Here is a 17,567-nt window from a genome sequence, read left to right as displayed (position 1 = left end):
ACACGGGCTGCACCTTTCCGCCGGAGATCAGCAAACCAGGTGGCGGCGGCGGCCGGTAAGCTTGTCGCCAGAAATGATTTAGGCCTGCCAGCGCTTTCACGCTGGACAGGCCCGCAAGCCCCTTTCGGGAAGTGACCTTGATATAGTCTGTGAACGCAGAAAATTCAAGTCCAATGTGAAGCCATGCTGTTGCATCATGTTGCATGATGTTTCATTCGGCTGGAAAACCCAGTGCATGTTTGAGCGCATTTTCGATGCTCTGTAGATCATCTGCCGTGATGCTTTCAGACAGGAATTTCTTGCCAGATGCTACACGATCAAGGCGGGCATGGGAGACGTGCGCCACCATTTCGCAGATCGCCCATACCGGCTTCGTGACGCTAGCGTATCGATCATCAGGAATAGCAACGTGCGAAGGTTGAGGCGTGCGGGGTTCGGTCGCTGACAGCGGCACCACGATGCATTTGCCCGGCACGGCCATGCTTGGCCGCTTGTTATAAGATTTGGGGGAAAGGACAATAACACGGCGGCGCTTGCGCATCTCTGGCGGTACCGTTGCCATGTCAAAGTCGCACATGAGGATGTTGCCGCGCGAAGGCGTGAAAGTAATCAATCGAATCTTGCCTGGATATTTTACCGATGGCGGATATCAGTGAACAGGAAGCCGATAGTCAATTCCAATTCGCATACCGCATGCGCGCCCGCGATCTTCACAGAGGATATCAATAAGCGCTTTTCAAAGCGAAAAACACATTCGCAGCGCTGGCGACAAAAGCCCATAGTGCAAGTAGACCCGCGAATATCGAAAGCAGGCGTGTTGCACCAACAGGATCGGCCTTATTACTGTCCTCGGGGAACTGATCGGTCTTGTAGACCATCAGTGGGTTAGCCCAGTCGTTGTAGATATGCGCAGCGTACTGAAAATTTAGCCAAGCCGATAATCCGGCAATTAGAACGAACACGATCCCTGCAACATTCCACTGCGCTCCCACTAGCAGTCCATGCATGAGTGTTGGTTTCGATCCATCTTTGATAGCGTTTATCGCGTATATCGCTCCTCCATGAACAACTAGTCCGGAGGCTAAAAGCCACTTTCCATATTCAATGTTAGCTTTAAAGGCGACCTCTCTCGCTGCCTTATAGAATTCGTATTTTTCGCGGGCATAGTACTGGTAACGCTCCCGGCGTTTTTCGTCGGTCCAATGTTCCACCAGTGTAGAGTCGTCAGGATCTTCCATTTTTATGCCTTCGCCACATTCGGGGTTCGGTTTCCTAACAAAAATGCTTGCAAAAAGCAGCTTGGGGCTTTGCAGGGCAGACGGATTGTTGAAGAATGGTTGTTATCCGGACAGGTGAGGGAGGATCGGTTGCAGCCGTCCTCCCTCTTCCGGGGGTCGCCAGTGCACGGGGAGTAGATCTTTGTTGCGATTCTAAGCGCATCTACTCTCCGGCACACGCGCATTATGACTCTGGAATCGCTGGCTTTGTCACCAGCTTGGATAACTATCCACAAGCGATTTGCGAGAAACGCACGAATCCAGACGAGAAATGTTGTCATCCCATCGCCAAAAGAGTCGCCAAGTTGGCGGCTCTTTTGGCGATGGTGCATGCTTTGGCTCGGTGAGAGCACACCATCTCACGCCGAAGGCGTTCCAACAAACCACAGCACGAGCTGAAGCAGAAAATACAATATTGAAATTGTCCCTGCGAAAAGAATGGCCAAAACAGTCACATTGAACACGGTGGAAAACTGCCTCTGGGGTACCATTTCCACCTGTTTCCCAATGCCGCCTAGCCATCGAACCGACAGAACAGCGGGAAGCTCATTTACGGTGTCGATCATTGATAGCGTGAATATCTCCCGGCTGTTGAGAGAGGGTATCTTGATCACGAAACGGCGGTCTGGAAGAAAATCAGCTCCCCAATGTCTGGGGTCCCATATTTCGAAGTGCTGCGGTTTCCAATTGAATACGACTTCAATTTCCTGAATTGGAGATCGCCCAGTGTTTTGGAACCAGACCTGTTGCGTGACGACCGGAAAAGTTTCACCGTTTGAAAGGTTTGGCATGCGGTAGTGGTGCTGGTGAGAAACGCCCCATATCAGCTTGCCTTTGGGCGTGAAAATACGCGCAACAATCGCCGTAATTGCTGCGATGATCAGCGCCTGACCTACACCCGATGAAGCAAAGGATTTTACAAGCTCAATCACTATAATGCCTCTGCTCTAGCGAGTCAGGATAACGTCAACGTTTTGCCCATTGCTCACAGTGATGAACTTCGTCAGATCGCCGCCCTGTGTACTGTCACCAGCCCGCCAGTTGACGTTCGTAACCACGAGATACTCGCCATCTGGAACGCCGTGAAACGAAAATCTTCCCTCTCCGTTCGCTTGAGCGATTTTTGTATAATCCTTCAACCGGATATCAAGATTGGTGACTGGCGGCGCGCCGTAGACCTTTTGACTGGTGTCATATAGTTCGCGGACATAGCTTGAGGCTGGTAACAGCATTGCATTGCTGCCGGCAGCGTATACCACCATCCCGTCATTTCTGCGCATGAAGGCTTGAGCGCTAACCGTCGCTTTACCTGGCTTGGCGGCGAATTCATGCTCCGCTGTATTGAATGGCGTTTTCACCGTGACAGACTGTACGCAGCTGGCCAACATCAGTGTCGCCAGTGCAACTATTGCTTTCTTGAATTTCATATCTTTCCCCCGAAAATCGAACAACACAAGCTGCCAGAAAATTATTATCCGTTCAATCAAAGCGGGAAACAAGAGACACTTATACATTGTGGGTGTCGGATGCGGACACGGCAACTGGGAGAAGATCCCCCCGGTTGATTGCTGGGGAAATTCCCCACCAGTTTTCAAGTCGCCAAGTTGGCGATCTGAATTTTCCCTGATAACGTTCATTCATTCTTATACTCAATCCATAATCGCATCGAAATTCGGGGGTTTAAATGTCGATACGAAAATCGTGGCTTAGTGCAGCGTTCCTTCTTGCATCGGCTGGCGCGTCTTTTGCCAACGGCTGGTTCACGAAATCGGAAGAGGACGTATTCAGCGGTAAGCAGACGGCTGTCATGCTTGGCAGTGCTGTTTCCGGATCCGTCTACATAACCTGTGACGCCGAGCGTAACGTCTCCGTCTCTTTCATCTTCCCGATGAAGGAGGATATCGACACTTCGCTTAAAGGCGTCATTGTTCTCAAGGTCGATAGTGGTGAAGCAGTGCGCCTTGATGGCGAGGCCTACCAACACAATGAGAAATACGGAGGCTTTAAAGCAGACGTTCAGGATGATCAGAAAGCCACCATCGTGAAATCCATCGGCGGCGCAAAAAAGAAGATTCTGGCCGGCTTGCATGTCGAAAGTCTGGACAGCAAGCATTCCGTTGATATTTCGCCCGATGGTTCGACGAAAGCGGCCGGCCAGTTCCTGAAGGCATGCGAACTACAATAGTTATATGCCGATCCGGATATGATTTTTTCATCGTATTCTTTGAGGGTGAGCAATGGAAGCAAGCGCAACTGCATCGATCTGGGCCGTTCTAGGCCCGGTAATAGTTGGCGGCGTGATCGCCGTTGTTGGCACGGCGATAGGCCCGCTTGTCACTCATACTCTCACATCGAAGGCAGCCAAGCGGGAGAAGCGCCAAAAACTATTTGAAACGCTGATTACTGCCCTGTTTGAATTCGATCACTGGCTAGAGGTTAAAAGAAGTACTCATGTGTACGGCGAAGCTAAGGAGCTTCCAATTTCTCCGCTCTCGAAAGCTATAGCGATAGCGTCTATGCATTTTCCAGAGACTATGGTCGCTTTACGTGACATTGACGTCAAGGCCACTCAGTACGAGGGTTGGATGGCAAATGCTAATCAGCGGAGAGTTAATGGCGACTTGAAAAACATGCACGAGGGTTTCACTGACGCATACATGCCTTACAAAGAGGCGTTTTTCGCTTTTCAACGTGAGATCCCTGCGATGGTCTCGAAGTACCGAATCTAAAGGACGCACCGCCGGCGGATGCCAATGTCGCTATTTTTTGCGCTTATCTCCGTTTGTCTCAGGCCCATCAGGAATCTTTGTAGGGTCGCGCTGTGAAATATCGTTCGTGATGAAATAGCCGTTGTTGCCGAAAGCCTGCGCCCATGGGTCGCTCTCAGCACGAGACCGCGCGTTTTCTTTCACATCCCGCGCGATTTCATTCATCTCTTCTGTTGCGCTGGTGATCTCTTCAGGACCGCTCTCGCGCAGAATTTCCCCAGTAAATATACCTTCCAGCGTTTTGTGAGCAAACGAACGAATGTGTTCTGGAATATTCACGTCATCAGCCAGGAGATTGCAAAGAGCTTCGAGAAACAGGACATTTTGCCGGTTCGCGCCTTCCGCTTTTTTTAGCGCAAAGGCGAGACTGTTTTTTTCGGTTATGACGCGGACGGTTTGATTTATGTATTCGCGCAATTGCATGCGCTGATCATCGATAGTCCTGTTGAGTGTTTCTCTGTCACTCAAGTTGCTGTCCAAAGTGAAGCTCAGGCGTGCGATAATTTCGGCGTTCATCGAGCGTCCGGCTTTGTCGGCCTCGAGCGCGATGCGGTCGCGCATCCCATCGGGCAGGCGCAAATTGAACTGGTCAGAGCCGCGACTTGGAACTTTCAACTAAAATTCTCCTGTTTTGATATGTCCAGCATACTATCCTGCTTGACGTCAATGGTATGTCAGGCATATGGTCTGCTCGACATACCAGTAAGGAGGCGTCAAGGTGAGTCTTTCAGATAGAGCAGTAGTGGATCAATTTAATCTGCGGTTCCCGAAAGGGATGCGCGAACAGTTGAAGGATATGGCGATGCGCAATTGCCGTTCCATGAACTCGGAAATTATCTTCCAGTTGCAGACGGCAATATCCGACAATGTTGAAACGAAAAAAGCCGACGCTCAGGCCTAGTAAACCAGCGTCGGCTTTTCCTAACCCCGTGAAAGGTCATTCAATGCGTATGAAGATTAATCAGAAAATGGCCGGTGGCGCAAGTGCCATTGGCGCGATGTCGCGCCGATCCTTCCTTGCGGCGACTGCGGCCGCTGCTGTCCCGACCGTCGCCGTGGCCGAAGCAGCTGCCAAAACTGACCGCGTCCCCCAGAGCCTCGAAAGCCAAATGGATGATTGCGTGGCGCAGCTGCGGTCGATCCTGATGCAAATGCATCCTGAGACAACAGGATGTAATCATCACTTGGAGAGCCGGGGCGATGGCACTTTCTGGATGTCTATACAAGGCTATCGCAAATTTGCCGAGTACGATGGTCCTGGTCTTTATCAGGTGAGCGGCAGGTTAAATGAAATTGTCGAGTGCTGGCTTGAGCGCTTCAACCATGTGAACGTCCGGACCGGCGAGCCTATCGCCGGGTGCTTCTATTTTTCGTCGATCTTCTGCGTTTATGGCGCAGCCGCCGAGGAAATCTGGAACTATGCACCTAAGATAATCCGGAAGATCAGAGACGGATTTCCGCCATTCATCGAGGAACAGAACTAATGGCAAGCGCAACGCTCAACATTAGAGTTGCGCCCCGGCGCATGCTGACGCTGAAGGAGGCCGCAGATTACTGCGGCCTTTCTGTCCGTAAATTCCCTATCGACTGCCATGTGAAGCCGGTGGCGATGCCGTCCGGCGGGAAGGTTTACGATATGCAGGATCTCGACGCCTTTCTTGACGCCCTGAAGGGCGGCGAGGCCTCGGGCGACGACGCGATTATTGCGAAGCTCGGCTAATGGCAGACAGGAAGCGCCCGAAGGGCTTTCAGATTTTTCAGGATAAGAAGCCGCCTCACAGGTGGCGGTGTTATCATCGGAAAACAGGCTCCGTCATTGACCTGGAGAAATTCCCGCTCTGGACGATGGAGTTCTACGGCGAATGTTACCGCATAAGCCAGCTTCATCAGAAAAGCGAAATCACCCGCGCCGGCACGCTCGGCGCGCTGATCAAGAAGTATCGCGCCAGCGGTGCTTTTCAGGATGACATTTCCGACCGGACGCGCTCCGACTATCAGAAATGCTTCGATTACCTGAAAAGCATTGAGGACACGCCGCTCACCAGCTTCACGCCGCCGCTGATCGTCAAGATCCGCGACAAGGCCGGAGAGAGCAAGGGCCGGAAATTCGGCTCCTACGTGCGCACCGTCCTTTCCCTGCTGTTCGCATGGGGCAAAGAGCGCGGCGAAGTGAAAGACAATCCAGCGACCGGCATCAAGGCTATCAAACGCCCGAAGAACGCGCCGCAAGCGAACCGGCCGTGGATGGACGCGGAGCGGGACGCGGTTCTTGCCGCCCTGCCGCCGCATATGCTGCCTGCCGTCACCCTCATGATGTTCTACGGCCTCGATCCGCAAGACGCGCTCTCCCTGCCCCGCACAGCGGTTCAGGCGGGCATGATCGACACGCGACGGGGAAAGACTGGTGAAGCGGTCTATCTGCCTCTGGTGAAGCCTGTTGAGGAAGCTCTCGCAGCTGCGCCACCTCACTCGGCAATCACCTTGTGCGCCAACACCCACGGCAAGCCGTGGACGGTTTCAGGGTTCAGAGCTTCATGGCGACCGATCCGCCTTAAACTTGAAGAAGCTGGCAGCGTCCAACCTGGCCTCACGCTGAAGGGTCTACGCCACACCGTCGCGACCATCCTGAGAGAGATGAACATGGACTACGGAACCATCGCGAACGTTCTCGGACAGCGTACCGAGGCGATGGCAAAGCACTATTCCCGCCGTGCCGACATGTCGAAAAACACCGTCGCCGCAGTGAAGGATTTTGCAGCCGAAGTGAACAGACGAAAAACGAAAGTTGTCAAACCTTCTTGAGAAAAGTGTCAAACCCGGTTTTATGAACGGATGCTAAATAATGGAAAAAGATAGACATACCAAGGGCTTAGAATGGTGCCCGGAGGCGGATTTGAACCACCGACACGCGGATTTTCAATCCGCTGCTCTACCAACTGAGCTATCCGGGCACTTCAGGTCCTTGAAGAACCTCCGCTTTTGGCGGGCGGGGCTGTTTGGTGCCCCGAAAGTGAGCGGGGTTATAACATCTTGTTCGGACATGGCAAGCGCCATCGCGAAGTTTTTTGACAGTTTTTTCACAGCGCCTGTGGATGGCTGAAATGTGTGCCGGATGAAAGCCGGATTGCAAGGGAAATCCTCTCTCAGGCATTCGCCGGAGGTGACGCGTCCGCCCCAACGCAGGGTTGGGGCAGGACCAATTCGAGCGAAACGGGGTCCGTACCTCGACGGCGGCTATGCCCCTTGGCCGCGCCGTGCGGCAAGGCCAAGTGCGAGTGGCACCACAGCCACCAGCGCCGCCATGACGGGCGAAGACGCGAAGATGCGGCTGGCGAGCGAGGTGACGGCAACGGAGCGCACCACGGTCATCAGGCGGGAATTCTCACGGTCGCGTTCATGCTGCGGCAGTGCGGGCCTGTGGCGGGAATGCTGGGCGGCCTCCAGCCGTTTGACGTCGCGGCGAATCTTTTCGACCTCTTTGCGAAGCTCATCCAGTTCGGCACGCAGCTTCGGATCGATGGCATCGGCAGCACGCGTTCTCTTTGCTGCGGGTTTTTCCACCTGTGCATCCGCCGCCCTTGCCTCAGCCTCTTCGTCCAGTTCGGCCAGATGGTCATCGAGGTCCGAGGGCTTGTCGAAACCGTGGGATCGCAGTGGTGCTTTCATCGCTGTCTCCTGAGGCGTGCTGATTGTGTGGCGCGGGCGCTTTTGCCCGGTTAGCCTTTTCAACGCCTCAGCCCGGCAAAGGATGCACGGAAAGCAGGGAGACAGGCATAATAAAACAGGCCCCGAAGGGCCTGTTCGATAATCTGCCTTGGTGCCTTATGCCGCCTTGGCGGCGCTGGCATAGGGGTCGAAACGACCGTAGAAGGTCTCGCCCTTGGCAGCCATGTCCTTCAGAAGCGGCGTCGGCTTGAAGCGCGGGCCATAGGCTTCGCTGAGCTTCTCAGCCAGCGCGACGAAATTCTTCACGCCCATGCCGTCAATGTAAGACAATGCCCCGCCGGTATAGGGCGCAAAGCCGAAACCGAGGATGGAGCCGACATCCGCCTCGCGCGGATCGGTGACGATGCCCTCTTCCACCGTGCGAGCGGCTTCCAGCGCCACCGTGACGAGGAAGCGCTGTTTCAGCACCTCCATGTCCACGTCTTCAGGTTTCTGCTGAGGATAGAGGTCCTTCAGGCCGGGCCAGAGGGATTTCTTGGCGGGCTTTGGCGGGTAGTCGTAAAAGCCCTTGGCGTTCTTGCGGCCGAAACGGCCCTCGCCTTCCACCAGCTTCTTTACCAGCTCCATATGGCGCGGATCGACGGCCTTGTCGCCGAGATCAGCGACGGTGGCTTTGAGGATCTTGTAGGAAAGATCGATGGCCACCTCATCGTTCAGCGCCAGCGGGCCGACCGGCATGCCGGCGAATTTCGCGGCATTTTCGATCATGGCAGCGGGCACGCCTTCGATCAGCATGTCGTAGCTTTCCGCCATGTAGCGCAGCACGCAGCGATTGACGAAGAAGCCGCGCGTATCGTTGACCACAATCGGGGTCTTCCTGATCTTGGCCACATAGTCCAGTGCGACGGCCAGCGCCCTGTCGCCGGTTTCCTTGCCGAGGATGACTTCCGTCAGCATCATCTTCTCGACCGGTGAGAAGAAGTGAATGCCGATGAAATCCTTCGGGCGCTTCGAGTTCTTCGCAAGCCCTGATATTGGCAAGGTGGAGGTGTTGGAGGCGAAGATAGCCCCTTCGGGCAGCACGGCTTCCACGGCCTCGATAACGGCCTTCTTCACGTCGCGGTCTTCGAAGACGGCCTCGATGACGAGATCGGCATCGGCGAGCGCGGCGTAATCGGATGTCGGGGTAACGAGGTCGAGCAGAGCCTTGCCTTCATCTTGCGTCAACCTGCCCTTGCCGATGGCGGCCTTGACGCTTTCCTCGCAATGGCCCTTGCCCTTGTCGGCCGCTTCTTGGTCGCGATCCACCAGCGTGACGGGAATGCCGGCTGCGGCGGTGACATAAGCCACGGCAGCGCCCATGAAGCCCGCGCCGACGACGCCGACCTTTCTAAACTCCGTCTTCGGCTGGCCGGCCGGGCGGCGCGCGCCCTTGCCCAGTTCCTGCATGGAAATGAACAGCGAGCGGATCATGCCGAAGGCTTCCTTCGAGCGAAGGATTTCGGTGAAATAACGCTGCTCCACCTTCAGCGCCGTATCGAAGGGCAATTGCAGGCCCTCATAAACGCATTTGAGGATAGCGAGGGCGGCCGGATAGTTGCCGGCGCTTTCGCGGCGCAGGATGGCCGGTGCGGCGGGCCAGAGCTGGGCAGCCGCCGGCGTCCAGATGCCGCCGCCGGGGGCCTTGAAGCCCTTTTCATCCCAGGGTGCGACGGGCTTCAGGCCGTCCTTGATCATCTGCTTTGCGGTTGCGACCAGCTGATCCGGCTCGACCACCTGATGCACCAGTCCCATGGCCTTGGCGCGTGCGCCGGTCAGCGACTGGCCGGTGGTCATCATCTGCAAGGCGGATTGAGCATCGGTCAGACGCGAGACGCGCTGGGTGCCGCCGGCGCCGGGGAAGATGCCGACCTTGACTTCCGGCAGAGCGATCTTGAGGCTCTTGGCACTGGAGGCCACACGACCGTGGCAGGCGAGCGAAAGCTCAAACGCGCCGCCCATGCAGGTGCCGTTGAGGGCCGAGACCCAGGGCTTGCCATTGGTCTCGATCTTGCGGAACAGGCCCGTCATGCGGCCGACCAGTTCGAACAGCTTTGCCGCCGCCTCATCCGGGTTCTTCGCCTTCTCGTCATTGTAGAAGGAGAACATCGACTTGATCATCGAAAGATCGGCGCCGCCGGAAAACGTGCTCTTGCCTGACGTGAAGACGACGCCCTTGACGGCGCTATCGGCAACAGTCGCGTCAAGAATGGCGCTCAGTTCGTCCATCACTTCAGAGGTGAAGACGTTCATGGATTTTTCCGGCATGTCCCACGTGACGAGGGCAATGCCGTCTGCGTCCGTCTCGATGGTGAAATTGGTGTAAGTGCTCATTTGGGATTCCTCTTCCCTGAATTTCATTTTGCCATCTTCAATCCCTCGCCGTCATTCCGGCCTTGAGCCGGAATCCAGTGACGCGACGTCTGTCGCGTCAAAGAGCCCTTTCGCGCGGCAGACGCCGCGCTGCTGGATCCCGGCTCAGGGCCGGGATGACGGAGGAGAGGTTGGCGGCCATACGCAAATCAAACGCGCTCGATAACGGTCGCCGTGCCCATGCCCGCACCGATGCAGAGCGTGACGAGCGCGGTGTTGAGGTCGCGCCGCTCCAGCTCATCCAGCACCGTGCCGAGGATCATCGCGCCGGTTGCGCCTAGCGGATGACCCATCGCGATGGCGCCGCCATTGACGTTCATCCGGTCGTGGCTGATATCGAAAGCCTGCATGTAACGCAGCACCACGGCGGCGAAAGCCTCGTTGAGTTCGAAAAGATCGATATCGGCAAGCGACATTCCGGTCTTTTTCAGCAGCTTCTCGGTCACATCCACCGGGCCGGTCAGCATCAGCGCCGGGTCGGAACCGATATTGGCGAAAGCCTTGATGCGGGCACGCGGTTTCACGTCCATCGCCTCGCCGCCCGCCTTCGAACCGACCAGCACGGCGGCTGCGCCATCGACGATGCCGGACGAATTGCCCGCATGGTGCACGTAGTTGATCCGCTCCACTTCCGGATGCGCCATGATGCCGACGGCTTCGAAGCCGCCCATTTCGCCCGGCATCTGGAAGGACGGATTGAGGGAGGCCAGCGCCTGCATGTCCGTGCCGGGGCGCATATGCTCGTCACGGTCAAGGATCGTCAGGCCGTTGGAGTCCTTCACAGGAATGACTGACTTGTTGAAATAGCCCTTTTCCCAGGCATGCGCCGCACGCTTCTGGCTTTCGACGGCATAGGCGTCCACGTCGTCACGGGAGAAACCGTATTTGGTGGCGATGAGATCGGCCGACACGCCCTGCGGCATGAAGAAAGCGGGGAAGTTGACTGAGGGGTCCATGTACCAGGCGCCGCCGGACATGCCCATGCCGACGCGCGACATGCTTTCGACGCCGCCGGCGATGACGATATCATCAGAGCCCGCCTTGACCTTGCCGGCCGCGAAGTTGATGGCATCGAGACCCGAGGCGCAGAAACGCGAGATCTGCATGCCCGGTGCCTTGTTGGAATAACCGGCCTCGAAGGCGGCGGCCTTCGGGATCACCGCGCCGGCATCCATGACAGGATCGACGCAGCCCATGATGATGTCATCGACAGCAGAGGTGTCGAGCCCGTTGCGGTCACGGATGGCTTCCAGCGTCTTGGCGGCAAGGCGAACGGAAGGCACCTCATGCAGGCTGCCATCCTTCTTGCCGCGCCCGCGCGGGGTGCGGACATGGTCGTAAATGTAAACGTCGGTCATAAACTCTCTCCCTGCGGCGTGTTTACCGCCAACCTTCTCAGAATGCTTCCGCAGCCAGTTCCATCATGGTGTCCGCGCCGGTTTCGATGCGGGCCTTGCGCAGCGCCGTTTCCGGCATGATGCGCTCCATGTAAAACTTCGCCGTGACAAGCTTGGTCTTGAGGTAATCCTCGTCCGAAGCGCTGCCGGCCGCAAGCGCTTCGCTGGCGGCCTTCGCCATACGCGCCTGCATGTAACCCAGCACCACGATACCGAAGAGATGCATGTAGTCGGTCGAACCGGCACCGGCATTGTCGGGCTTCGCCATAGCGTTCTGCATGAACCACATGGTTGCGGCCTGCAGGTCGTTCAAGCCCTTCTTCAGGCCCTTGGTATAAAGGCTGAGCTTTTCATCGGCACGGTTTTCCTCGCAGAAATCGCCGATTTCCTTGAACAGCGCCATGACAGCGCGGCCGCCATTCATGCCGAGCTTGCGGCCGACGAGATCGAGCGCCTGAATGCCGTTGGCGCCTTCATAGATCATGGTGATACGCGCATCGCGGACATATTGGCTCATGCCATGTTCCTCGATGTAGCCGTGGCCGCCGAAGACCTGCTGCGCCATGACAGCATGGTCGAAGCCCTTGTCGGTCAAGACACCTTTCAGGATTGGCGTGACGAGGCTGAGCAGGTCATCCGCCGCCTGGCGCTGCTTCTCGTCAGCGGCGCGATGGGCGATGTCGGATTGCAGCGCGGTCCACAGAAGGAAGGCGCGGCCGGCCTCGTTATAGGCCTTGATGGTCATCAGCGTGCGGCGGATATCCGGGTGTACGATGATCGGATCGGCCTTCTTTTCCGGGAACTTGGCGCCGGAAAGCGAGCGGCCCTGAATACGCTCACGGGCATATTCGACGGCATTCTGATAGGCGATCTCGCCAACGGACAGCCCCTGAAGGCCGACGCCGAGGCGGGCCTCGTTCATCATCACGAACATGGCCGACAGGCCCTTGTTCTCAGCACCCAAGAGATAACCCGTCGCCTCATCGTAGTTCATGACGCAGGTGGCGTTGCCGTGGATGCCCATCTTGTGTTCGATGGCGCCGCAGGTGACGCCATTGCGCTCGCCGAGCGTACCGTCTTCCTTCACGAGGAACTTCGGCACGATGAACAGCGAAATGCCCTTGGTGCCTTCAGGCGCGCCTTCGATACGGGCGATCACCAGATGGACGATATTGTCCGTCATGGAATGTTCGCCGGCGGAGATGAAGATTTTCTGGCCGGATATTTTATAGCTGCCGTCGCCCTGCGGCACGGCTTTGGTGCGCAGAAGGCCGAGGTCAGTGCCGCAATGCGGCTCGGTGAGGTTCATGGTGCCCGACCAGGTGCCTCCCACCATCTTCGGCAGATAGGTGTCCTTCTGTTCCTGCGTGCCATGCACGAGGATTGCGGCGATCGCACCCTGCGTCAGGCCGGGATACATCATCAGCGACAGGTTGGCGGACGACATATATTCGCCGATCGCCGCATGCAGCGTATAGGGCAGGCCCTGCCCGCCAAATTCCTGGGGAACGGCAAGACCGATCCAGCCGCCCTCGCAATAGGCGTCATAGGCCGCCTTGAAACCCTCAGGCACGGAAACCGAACCATCATCGGCGCGCTTGCAGCCCTGCTGGTCGCCGGAAAGATTAAGCGGGAAAAGCCGTTCTTCGGCGACCTTGGCCGCCTCGCCGGTGATCGCCTCGATCATGTCAGGGGTTGCATCCTCGAAGCCGGGCAGGTTGTTATACCGCTCGAGGCCAAGAACGTCGTTCAGGATAAAAAGCGTGTCTTTGACTGGGGCCTTGTAAACAGGCATTACCGATGTTCCTCCGCATCGTGGGCGCCGGAGCCAGTCCGGCCGATATGCCATGACAATATTTGACGTGCGCGTAAACGTCAAACAAATTTCCGCGGAATATCGCCCTCCCTTTTGGGCCTAACCGATACCTGGCCCGGCGCAAGCTCGCCCCCCGCCATAAAAGTTAAAAAATTCCAACCATAGTTAACCACTTCTTTACCACGTTTCGTGAATTCTCCCGACAGAGGTAACTGCTTCGTTCATCGGCGCATTTTCCTCCAAAGGGGCAAATACCGGCTCTGGCATTGCTGCATGTTGCGGCGACGGCGTGGTGAGACAGGCGACGTCGCGACAGATAACCGGGCACGGCGGGCGGAAGCGAAGCGAGCGAAAAGATGAACGGATTGCGATCGAAAACCCAACAGCCAAGCGACAGATCGTCTCTTGATGCGCTCAATCGCACCATTGAAGGCCTTGAAGCCCGTATTGAAGGGCTGATGAGCCAGAAGTTTCCGCGCGACCCGCGGGCCGCGAGCGCTCAGCCGGAACCGAAAAACGAGGCCTATGCCGCGCCGCGTGAGCCCCGCGCCGCCATCACGCCGCCGCAGCTCGACCCCGTCAACGAAATCCGCCAGCGCCAGCGTCTTCTCGAAGCGAGCTTCCAGCGCCCGCAGGGGCCCGCCGCCCGCTCGGAACGGACGATTACCCGGCCGCTCGCACCGGAATATGGCTCAAGGGACGCGCAGCAAACGGCCGCTCCCGCGCCGCGTGCCCGCGCCATTCCGCCCTATCAGGAACAGCAGCGCAATGACGCAGCCCTGCAGGAGATCGCGCAAGCACTGGTCAATCTTCGCCATGAGCTGAAGCATGATATTGCCGAGGGCGTTGCCCGCGAAGCGCAGGGGCTGCGCGCCGAAATCCGCAATATCCGCGCGGTGGCGGAAGATCAGCAATTCATCGGCGATCTGCGTGACGACATCGCGCGGCTTGCCGGCAGCATCGACCAGCTCGGCAATCTGGCATCTCCGGACGCCTACGGGCTGCGCAACGAATTCGAGGACCTGCGCCTCACCATCGACCAGCTTGCGCGCGAAGACAGCGTGCACCGGATCGAGAGCCGCTGGAACAATTTGGAAGACACGCTGCGCGGTTTCGATGCGGCCTCGCTACAGGATGAGATCGTCTCGCTCGCCTATCGTCTCGATGACATCAAGACGCAACTTGGCGGCATGAGCAACAATCCCGCCGTGCGCGTGCTCGAGGAAAAGCTCATCACCATTGCCAGCGCCGTAGAGCAGCTCGGCAAGCACATGCAGCCCAACGAGGCCGCCTTTACCGAACAATTTTCCGGCCTCGACCAGCGGCTGGACGAAATCAGCCGCGCCATTGCGGCAACCGGCACACGCGCCAATGCGCAGGCAACGGACAATGCGCTGGCACAGCGGTTGGAAACCCGGCTGAACGGCCTTGCCGAACAGCTCGGCGACATCAACCGCCTGGCCGTCGCCAAGCCGGAACCGGCATCCGACCTCACCGCCCGCCTCGAGGCGCTCTCCGGCAAGATCGATGAGCTCAGCACCGCGCGCGACGCCGCGCAACTGCATGACCGGCTGGATCAGCTGTCACTGCTGCTGGAAAAGTCACAGCGCCCCACCCAGCAGGCGGAACTGACGTCTTTCCTCAGCGATATCTCCCGCAAGATCGATGCGCTGGATCACGGCGCGGTCAATGATGGCCTCGCCGAGCGGCTCGACCTGCTCTCCCGGCGGATCGAGGACCTCGATTATCGCTACAGCCAGCCGCAAGCGGCTTCGGGCCTCAGCGAAAGCGCATTTTCCCGTCTGGAAGAGCGGCTGGGCACAATCGCCGCCCGCCTGGACGAGACCGCCCATGCCGCTCCTGCCGATAGCCGCGCGCTGGCAAGCCTCGAAAATCAGATCGCCCATCTGTCGACGCTGATCAGCCAGCCGGTGCAGGTGCAGGCAACTGGCATGTCACCGGAACTCGACGTCCGTATGACGGCGATCGAAGACTACATGGCGTCGAACGACGAATATATCATCGAAGCGGCGCGGCAGACGGCCGAGGCCGTTCTCGACGCCTATACTCGCAACAATCTCTCGGCCGGCGCAAACCTCGCCGACATGACGATGCTGACTGATCTTGCGACCGATCTGCGCAGCCTCGAAGCCCTGAGCCGCAACACCGAAGAGCGCACGCACCGCACCTTCGAGGCGCTGCATGAGACGCTGGTGCAGATCGCCGGCCGTCTGGACAATCTCGACAGCGCGCCCGCCTACCGCCAGGACGCTCCCCGTAACGTCGCGCAGCACATGGTTGCCGCCAGCCGCGAAGACGTGGCCATGCCGGCCGCCGTTTTCCCGGAAGAAGGCTATATCGCTGAAGAGCAGGCCATTCTCGACGATGTCAGCGAAAACGGCGCGACCGCGATCGTGCCGCCGGCTGCCGCCAAGCCCGCAAAAGCGGAAAAAAACAGCCTGCTCGCCGGCCTGACGAAGCGTTTCAAGACAAGCACGGCCAAGCCCGCAAAGACCAAGGAAGAACCGGTATCGGCTTCCTCCGCACGCACGCAGGTTGAGCCCGCCCCGTCGCTCGATCCGATCGACGTTCTGCCGGCTGGCCAAGAGAACGAACTTCTGGAGCCGGGCTCGGGCGCGCCCGATATCAAGAAAATCCTCGAACGTGTGCGCGCCAGCCAGGTAGCCGCCACCGGTAAGGCCGCGGATGCGGAAGGACGGACGGATTTCATCGCCGCCGCCCGCCGCGCCGCCCAGGCCGCCGCCATGGAAACATCGCCGGAGAAGCTGGACACCGGCAAGAAGAGCCGCAAGGCCGACGCTTCGGCGCTGTCACGCTATCGCCGTCCGCTGCTGCTCGGCATCGGCGCCATTCTTCTGGCAATGATGGCCATGCCGCTCGTCAAGACGCTGATCGGTGGCGCGGAAGCCCCCGCACCCGTTCTCGAACACAAGATGGATAATGCTCCGGTTTCCGCCCTTCCCGAAAGCAGTGAAAAGGCCGTGACCATTCCCTCCGGTCTTGCCCTCGATCCCGAGCAGGCGGCATCGGCCGACAGTATCGAAAACGCCGCACCGGCGCAGAACACCATCGATAACCGCACCATCGGCGGTGCGCCGCTGCCGGATGAGCCGCCGGTTGCCGATGTTCCCGCCGTGGACCCCGCAAAGTCCGACACCGTCGCGCAGACTGAACTGCCGAAACCGGCTGCGGTCGCCACCACGACTATTCCTGCCCAGGACGCCATTGCGGTTCCCGCCGGCATCGAGCCCGCATCGCTTGCCGAAGCGGCCGCCAAGGGTGATACACAGGCGCTGTTCGAGATTGCGGTGCGCTACACCGACGGCCGCGGCGTTGCCGCAGACCGTGCGGAAGCAGCAAAGTGGTATAAGATGGCGGCCGATCGCGGCCTTGCCCCCGCGCAATATCGTCTCGCCAATCTTTACGAGAAGGCGAATGGCGTCGAGCGCAATCTTGTCGAAGCGAAGCGCTATTACACGCTGGCTGCCGAACAGGGTAATGCCGGCGCCATGCACAATCTCGCGGTCCTGCTCGCCTCTGACGCGGCCGGTCAGCCGGATTTCGCCACCGCCGCACAATGGTTCATCAAGGCATCCGAACTCGGCGTTCGCGACAGCCAGTTCAACCTCGCCATTCTCTACGCCCGCGGCAGCGGCGTGAAGCAGGATATCGAGGAATCCTACAAGTGGTTCGCGATTGCCGCCAGAGATGGCGATGCTGATGCCGCCCAGAAGCGCGATGAGGTTGCCGGAGCGATGAGCCCGCAGCAGCTTCAGAGCGCCAAGGCCAAGGTGGATGCCTGGAAGGTGAAGCCGCTTTCGGACGACGCCAACAGCGTCACCCCGCCTGAGGAATGGGCCGGCAAGGAGGGCGTGAAGACTGCCTCCGTGGATATGGAAAAGGCGATCCGCAACATTCAGGCGATCCTCAACAAGAGCGGTTTCGATGCCGGCCAGCCGGATGGCAAGCTTGGCAAGAACACCGTGACGGCCATCAAGGACTTCCAGAAATCCGTGGGCCAGACGCCGGACGGGCGCATCACCAACGAGCTGGTGACCGCGCTGCTCGCCCGCAACAAATAAGCCTTGAAGAACCGGTGAAGCGGGGCCCCTGGCCGCTTTCGCCCAAGCCGGCGCAGGAATGTGGCCGGTTGCCGACACACGGCCGCTATCTTTCCAAATTATCAACGCATTTACCGTTGAATGTTGAC

At 58.3% G+C, this 17,567-nt stretch carries 16 protein-coding genes and 1 tRNA gene; 7 read left to right on the top strand and 10 right to left on the bottom strand.

Translation table 11 applies throughout. From position 1 onward, the window contains the following. Positions 1–211 precede the first annotated feature (211 nt). The 4 genes from CFBP5499_RS00890 to CFBP5499_RS00875 form a co-directional block, all read right to left on the bottom strand. Complete coding sequence (locus CFBP5499_RS00890; protein WP_080826492.1) at positions 212–613, bottom strand: type II toxin-antitoxin system PemK/MazF family toxin; 402 nt, start codon at positions 611–613, stop codon at positions 212–214. A 109-nt stretch (positions 614–722) separates the two neighbouring features. After that, positions 723–1,238, bottom strand: a complete 516-nt coding sequence (locus CFBP5499_RS00885; protein ID WP_080826494.1) for a hypothetical protein — start codon at positions 1,236–1,238, stop codon at positions 723–725. 398 nt (positions 1,239–1,636) lie between these two features. Continuing rightward, positions 1,637–2,209, bottom strand: coding sequence for a hypothetical protein (locus tag CFBP5499_RS00880; RefSeq protein ID WP_080826500.1), 573 nt, complete (start codon positions 2,207–2,209; stop codon positions 1,637–1,639). 15 nt (positions 2,210–2,224) lie between these two features. Continuing rightward, positions 2,225–2,704: a hypothetical protein gene (locus tag CFBP5499_RS00875; RefSeq protein ID WP_130932487.1), complete on the bottom strand. Its 480-nt coding sequence runs from the start codon at positions 2,702–2,704 to the stop codon at positions 2,225–2,227. Between the two features lie 257 nt (positions 2,705–2,961). Here CFBP5499_RS00875 and CFBP5499_RS00870 point away from each other — a divergent pair, with 257 nt between their 5' ends. Both CFBP5499_RS00870 and CFBP5499_RS00865 read left to right on the top strand, forming a co-directional pair. After that, positions 2,962–3,462 (top strand): hypothetical protein, encoded by a 501-nt coding sequence (locus CFBP5499_RS00870; protein WP_080826505.1) that lies wholly within the window; start codon positions 2,962–2,964, stop codon positions 3,460–3,462. Between the two features lie 52 nt (positions 3,463–3,514). Further along, complete coding sequence (locus tag CFBP5499_RS00865; RefSeq protein WP_080826509.1) at positions 3,515–4,006, top strand: hypothetical protein; 492 nt, start codon at positions 3,515–3,517, stop codon at positions 4,004–4,006. A gap of 30 nt (positions 4,007–4,036) precedes the next feature. Here the strand turns inward: CFBP5499_RS00865 and CFBP5499_RS00860 are convergent, their stop codons facing one another. Then, positions 4,037–4,660, bottom strand: coding sequence for an Arc family DNA-binding protein (locus CFBP5499_RS00860; protein ID WP_130932488.1), 624 nt, complete (start codon positions 4,658–4,660; stop codon positions 4,037–4,039). Between the two features lie 103 nt (positions 4,661–4,763). Between CFBP5499_RS00860 and CFBP5499_RS00855 the strand changes: the two genes are divergently transcribed. From CFBP5499_RS00855 to CFBP5499_RS00840, 4 genes are read left to right on the top strand one after another with little or no spacing between them, the layout of a single operon-like run. Further along, complete coding sequence (locus CFBP5499_RS00855) at positions 4,764–4,946, top strand: Arc family DNA-binding protein (RefSeq protein WP_130932489.1); 183 nt, start codon at positions 4,764–4,766, stop codon at positions 4,944–4,946. A 43-nt stretch (positions 4,947–4,989) separates the two neighbouring features. Next, on the top strand, positions 4,990–5,529 hold the full coding sequence (locus tag CFBP5499_RS00850) for a hypothetical protein (protein WP_080826518.1): 540 nt from the start codon (positions 4,990–4,992) through the stop codon (positions 5,527–5,529). Then, a complete protein-coding gene (locus tag CFBP5499_RS00845; protein WP_233284532.1) occupies positions 5,529–5,765 on the top strand; it encodes a helix-turn-helix transcriptional regulator in 237 nt (78 codons plus the stop codon). The genes CFBP5499_RS00850 and CFBP5499_RS00845 overlap by 1 nt, the downstream gene beginning before the upstream one ends. Next, entirely contained in the window at positions 5,765–6,847 is a 1,083-nt protein-coding gene (locus tag CFBP5499_RS00840) for a tyrosine-type recombinase/integrase (RefSeq protein WP_080826519.1), read from the top strand. Before CFBP5499_RS00845 ends, CFBP5499_RS00840 begins: the two co-directional genes overlap by 1 nt. Positions 6,848–6,920: 73 nt before the next feature. Here CFBP5499_RS00840 and CFBP5499_RS00835 read toward each other — a convergent pair. The 5 genes from CFBP5499_RS00835 to CFBP5499_RS00810 all read right to left on the bottom strand — a co-directional run bounded on the left by CFBP5499_RS00835 (position 6,921) and on the right by CFBP5499_RS00810 (position 13,315). Beyond that, positions 6,921–6,996: transfer RNA gene (locus CFBP5499_RS00835), tRNA-Phe, on the bottom strand. A gap of 283 nt (positions 6,997–7,279) precedes the next feature. Further along, the gene (locus CFBP5499_RS00825) at positions 7,280–7,711 is read right to left on the bottom strand and encodes a hypothetical protein (protein WP_080826521.1); all 432 of its coding nucleotides are present in this window, start codon (positions 7,709–7,711) and stop codon (positions 7,280–7,282) included. Between the two features lie 156 nt (positions 7,712–7,867). After that, positions 7,868–10,084 (bottom strand): 3-hydroxyacyl-CoA dehydrogenase NAD-binding domain-containing protein, encoded by a 2,217-nt coding sequence (locus tag CFBP5499_RS00820; protein WP_080827485.1) that lies wholly within the window; start codon positions 10,082–10,084, stop codon positions 7,868–7,870. Positions 10,085–10,272: 188 nt separating this feature from the next. Beyond that, positions 10,273–11,481 (bottom strand): acetyl-CoA C-acetyltransferase, encoded by a 1,209-nt coding sequence (locus CFBP5499_RS00815; protein ID WP_080826523.1) that lies wholly within the window; start codon positions 11,479–11,481, stop codon positions 10,273–10,275. 37 nt (positions 11,482–11,518) lie between these two features. Beyond that, positions 11,519–13,315, bottom strand: a complete 1,797-nt coding sequence (locus CFBP5499_RS00810; RefSeq protein ID WP_080826525.1) for an acyl-CoA dehydrogenase C-terminal domain-containing protein — start codon at positions 13,313–13,315, stop codon at positions 11,519–11,521. A 377-nt stretch (positions 13,316–13,692) separates the two neighbouring features. On the opposite strand from CFBP5499_RS00810, the gene podJ reads away from it, so the two are divergent. Then, positions 13,693–17,439, top strand: a complete 3,747-nt coding sequence (gene podJ / locus CFBP5499_RS00800; RefSeq protein WP_080826528.1) for a cell division protein PodJ — start codon at positions 13,693–13,695, stop codon at positions 17,437–17,439. The last annotated feature ends 128 nt before the right edge of the window (positions 17,440–17,567 follow it).

It is taken from the genome of Agrobacterium tumefaciens, from assembly GCF_005221325.1.
GTDB lineage: Bacteria > Pseudomonadota > Alphaproteobacteria > Rhizobiales > Rhizobiaceae > Agrobacterium.
Note: the sequence above shows the minus strand (reverse complement) of the source record. Positions and strands in the feature narration are given on the sequence as shown.

Coding starts and splice junctions, on each gene's coding strand:
- CFBP5499_RS00885 (WP_080826494.1), bottom strand. CDS start 1,238: ATGGAAGATCCTGACGACTCTACACTGGTGGAACATTGGACCGACGAA.
- CFBP5499_RS00875 (WP_130932487.1), bottom strand. CDS start 2,704: ATGAAATTCAAGAAAGCAATAGTTGCACTGGCGACACTGATGTTGGCC.
- CFBP5499_RS00870 (WP_080826505.1), top strand. CDS start 2,962: ATGTCGATACGAAAATCGTGGCTTAGTGCAGCGTTCCTTCTTGCATCG.
- CFBP5499_RS00865 (WP_080826509.1), top strand. CDS start 3,515: ATGGAAGCAAGCGCAACTGCATCGATCTGGGCCGTTCTAGGCCCGGTA.
- CFBP5499_RS00850 (WP_080826518.1), top strand. CDS start 4,990: ATGCGTATGAAGATTAATCAGAAAATGGCCGGTGGCGCAAGTGCCATT.
- CFBP5499_RS00845 (WP_233284532.1), top strand. CDS start 5,529: ATGGCAAGCGCAACGCTCAACATTAGAGTTGCGCCCCGGCGCATGCTG.
- CFBP5499_RS00840 (WP_080826519.1), top strand. CDS start 5,765: ATGGCAGACAGGAAGCGCCCGAAGGGCTTTCAGATTTTTCAGGATAAG.
- CFBP5499_RS00825 (WP_080826521.1), bottom strand. CDS start 7,711: ATGAAAGCACCACTGCGATCCCACGGTTTCGACAAGCCCTCGGACCTC.
- CFBP5499_RS00820 (WP_080827485.1), bottom strand. CDS start 10,084: ATGAGCACTTACACCAATTTCACCATCGAGACGGACGCAGACGGCATT.
- CFBP5499_RS00815 (WP_080826523.1), bottom strand. CDS start 11,481: ATGACCGACGTTTACATTTACGACCATGTCCGCACCCCGCGCGGGCGC.
- CFBP5499_RS00810 (WP_080826525.1), bottom strand. CDS start 13,315: ATGCCTGTTTACAAGGCCCCAGTCAAAGACACGCTTTTTATCCTGAAC.
- podJ (WP_080826528.1), top strand. CDS start 13,693: ATGAACGGATTGCGATCGAAAACCCAACAGCCAAGCGACAGATCGTCT.